This is a genomic window from uncultured Campylobacter sp. (assembly GCF_938030815.1).
Lineage (GTDB): Bacteria > Campylobacterota > Campylobacteria > Campylobacterales > Campylobacteraceae > Campylobacter_B.
The window spans coordinates 1-4389 of sequence record NZ_CALHII010000254.1 but is presented as its reverse complement, the minus strand read 5'-3'; the positions used below and the strand labels follow the sequence as shown (position 1 = coordinate 4389).

The window sequence follows — 4389 nt, the reverse complement described above, 5'->3', positions numbered from 1 at the left end:
GAGTTTTAACCCGCAAAGCCGATAGAATAAAATCCTTAGCCGATCTGCGAGAGAAGAGAATTTTACTCGAAAGCGGCGGTACGGGCGAGGCGTTTTTTAAACAAGAAGGCTTTGGAAATTTTACATTTTGCAAGATCGCCAGAGAGTGCTACCGCATGCTAAAAAACGGCGACGTGGATGCCTACGCGACCGATAATCTCATCGCAATGGCATATCCGGTAGTCGATAGCGAGGTAGAAGTGCCGCTTAAAACTCTAGGCAAGCCCGATTTCATGGGTATTGGCGTTCAGAAGGGCAATAAAGAGCTACTGGATTTCGTCAATGCAGAGCTTATAAAGCTAAGCAAAGAAGGTTTTTTTGAAAAGGCATACGAGGGAACTTTTAATCCATTTTATCACGGTGCTGCGGATAAAAGATATTTCTTGCTAGATGGAATTTACAGCTTCTTGTAGGATTTGCGGCTTATTTTAAAATTTATCACGCAAGATTTATCGCGTAAATTCTATCTCCTGCTTGCTATGCTTTAGCTCTTGCAGCATGGATCACATAAAATTTATCGCACAATATTGCTTGTTTAAATTTTTCAAAAAATCTTTTTCGCGGGCGAAATGGCATTTATATAAAATTCCGCTCGTTTAAAAACTATCTTGCATAAATTTTACCGTAGCTTGGAATTACTAAAATAAATTTAGCTCAGATTTTTATTATTTCAAATTTTACTAAAGATCCTCTTGCTGGGATTTTTTCACCACTTACAATCCGCTCAAAATGCCCCCTAAAAAAGGGTTAAATTTTGCAGTCAAGAATTTATTCTGCACAAAGAGTAAATTTTTATTACTTAAAATTAAAAATGTAGCCCCCCTCTTTTAAAAACCGATCAGTGATTTTCATATTGCAAACTGATCTATTTTTATGTATAATCGCAAACTTTACGAATTTCAAAGGATCAATATATGAAAAAATCCATCTGCTCCTCTATGCTTAGCCTCGCAGCGGTGCTCGCACTAGCACCCGCACAAGCACTTTGCAATGCAGATTCTAATCCGCCGCTTATCCATACCCATAATAACCTCTATTCGGCGGGATTTAGCGGCAATACTAGCGGCAGCGGAAGTACCAGCCCAAACGGCAATATTACGACGATTACGGGCGTTGTAAGCGGCGGGACGGACTACTCCAGCAGCGTGATTTACGGCGGAGGAAGCGGCGACGGGATTGCGGGCTTTATCGAGTTAAACTCCGCCTCCAACAATAGACTTACGATTAGAGGCGCAAACGCTTACGTAGGTATCGCAATAGGTGCCGAAGCCAAGGGTGTATCAGATAATTATGTGAGCTTAGAAAACGGCTCTAAGGTAAATTTGGTCGTGGGCGGACAAGGCATAGCGGCGTCAAAAACGGGCAACGAAGGCGAAGCGACGCGAAATCAGGTTTTTGTAAAATACGGCGCCGAAATTACGGGAAATGCCGACAACTTCGGCGGTAGCTCAAATAGACATTACAATATCATCGGCGGCAGAAGTGGAGCGGATAAAAAAGCCTCCTCCAACGCCGTAACGATCGACGGAGGCACTATCGGCAACGGCTCCGTTACGAATGTAATCGTAGGCGGTATAGTAAGCGGCGGCGGTGATGCCGTATCAAATAGAATAACTATCAAAGGCGGTACGTTTAGAGGGAACTTCGATATATTCGGCGCTCAATCCTCCGCGGGAAAAAGTAGCTACAATAGCGTCAATATAACGGTGCCTTATTACGGCAGCACAAATACTATCACTCTAAACGGAAACGGTAGAATTTGGGGCGCAGCGGGCGGAAGCGGAAACTCTAGCGCAAACTCCGTAACCATAAACTCAAGGCTAAAAGCGCAAAATTACCAAGTAGTAGGCGGTCAAGCAAATAGCGCTAGCGCAATGAGCGCAAATCGCGTAGAAATCAATAACGACGATGCGATCGTAGGCAGCGTCACGGGCTCTTTGGGCGGCGCCTCAAGCTCGCGAAGCGTAGTTGATATTTTAAAAGGCACCGTAAAGGGCGATGTTGCAGCAGCAAACGGCATCGCAGGCGAATCGGACGGCGATAGAGTTACTCTAGGGGCATTCGATTCTAACAAGGGCGTGCATATCGGCGGCAATGTCTATGGCGCACGTGCGGGAAGCGTCAAAAACGCGGTCGTTTATATCAATAAAGAAAGAACGACGATAGCAGGAGACGTCTTTGCAGGCTACGCTACAAGCGGCAGCGTCGAGAATAGCAACGTAAATTTTAGAGGTGGCACTATAAGTGGCACGATCTGGGGCAGCAATAGCTCCGCAGACAAAACCAATACCTTGCATATAGAAAATTGGGTCGGCGGCGGCGTGAAAAAAGCCAAGGACATTAAAAATTTCGGCTCTATAAATTTTCACGATCTATATTCTACTACCGAAGCCGATGCGCCGCTTACTCTAACCACTGGCGGCAATACAAATTTAAACGACACAAAGATAGAGGGTATAAAATCCGATTTAGGCGAAGGAAAGTACTATCTGATACATAATTCAGGCGGCGGCACGATCACTAGAGCCGCGCAAACCGTGCAAGATAATCAAATTTATACGATTACCGACAAAGACCACTATCAAATCACCGGCACTACGATTGAGGTCGAAAACAATAAGAATTTAATCATGCAAAAGGGCACTCTAACTCGCTCTTGGATAGACCCCAACTTCGATCAAAGCGAGCTAATGCAAAATCAAAATTCTAACAAGGCCGCAGGCGCTACTGAGTTATTCGGCAATAAAGGCAACACCGTAATAGTAAAGGAAAATGCAGGCAATCTAGGCGGTAAAAACATAAGCTCGGGCAGAAATGATGCTACCGATGGAAGCAATAGCGTCCATGATAACTACGCCAAGATAAAGGGCGGAAGCAAAATAGGCGAGATCGATGGCGGATACTCAAATTCCGCTACCTCGCAAGAAATTTATAATAACCACGTAACTTTCGAAGCAAGCGGAATAGACGTGGGGTACGTAAATGCGGGCATCACTCATAGTAGTAGCGGCGGCGGCAACGTCCACGATAATAGCGTAACTACGAATGCTACAATAATCCGCAATAATATTTACGGCGGCAATACTAGCAACGGAGAAGCCAAATCCAATATCGTAACTATAAACAACGGCAGCGTAGGAGCAATGGCAGTAGGCGGCAAGGGAAACAGCGCGATTTCCAACACCATAACTCTTAACTCGGTAAACGTAGGCGGAAGCGTATACGGCGGAAAGGCTAGCGGCACCGCTTCCTCCAACACTGTAAATTTAAACGGCAACACGCAGATCGCCGGCAATGTCTACGCAGCGGAAGCCGCTAGCGGCAGCAACAACGTAGTAAATTTCAGAAGTGGCAGCGTAGCGGGCACGTTATACGGCGTATCTAGTGCAAACGCTAGCAATTCGGGCAATAGCCTAAATATCCTATCTTCAAACTCCGGCAATGGCCTAAATGCAGGGAATTTTGCAAATTTCAATAAATTGGAATTTAACCTAGCCTCCCTTAGCGAGATAGAAAACGATGCTTCGTCTAGTACCAAAAGAGCTTTAAGCTTAACCGGCTCCGGCAATACCGATCTAAGCGGTACCGATATATTTGTAAACTCGACAAGCGAATTTAATGCTTTAAACAATGCAAGCTATCCAGATGGCGATAATAAGAAATACACACTTGCCTATAAAAGCGGAAGCGGTAAATTTACCGGATATGATCCGCGCTTTAAAGACAAGGGCTACGTAACTCAGCTAAATAAAAACTATGTCATAAAGGATGCCAATACCTTTAGTAGAAACATAGGCGGTATGCATATAAGCGAGGATGAGCGGGAGCTTTATATTCAAAAGCTTATTAAGACTAACGAGAGCATAAATGAGGATTTCGATGCGGATGAGCTGCAGAAGTATCTAGGTGCTGGGGGTCTTAACGGAAATAACATAGATATAGGCAAAGCGGGGGAGGATAAGAATTTTAACGCTAGAAATATCCACGCAGCAGGCGCAAATAATACGTTAAATTTTATCAGCGGTCATAATGTAGGCGTAATAAGCGCAAGCGGCAGCGGCAACACCCTAAATATAGGAGCAAGCAATAGCTCTCCTGCGGCAGTAAATTCCTTAAGCGCTAAAAATATTAGCGGCTTTGACAGGTTAAATTTTTTCCTTCCTAGCTCTATTGCAGCAAGCGATAGCGTGCTTAATCTAAGCGATCCTACCGCCAATACCGATCTAAGCAACGTAAGCAATATCACGGCTTATATCAGCGGAGTAAGCGGTCCGATTAATCCAAGCAGCGAGATTCATCTAATCAATAAGCAAGGAAGCGGCAGCCTTATAGCTCCTAACGCAGCCAATA

Annotated in this window: 2 protein-coding genes; both read left to right on the top strand. The window is 44.6% G+C overall.

Translation table 11 applies throughout. From position 1 onward, the window contains the following. Window positions 1-452: transporter substrate-binding domain-containing protein (locus tag Q0277_RS09450; RefSeq protein WP_297997523.1), on the top strand; the 452-nt coding region annotated here is incomplete at its 5' end. 501 nt (window positions 453-953) lie between these two features. Further along, window positions 954-4389: hypothetical protein (locus Q0277_RS09445; RefSeq protein ID WP_297997521.1), on the top strand; the 3436-nt coding region annotated here is incomplete at its 3' end.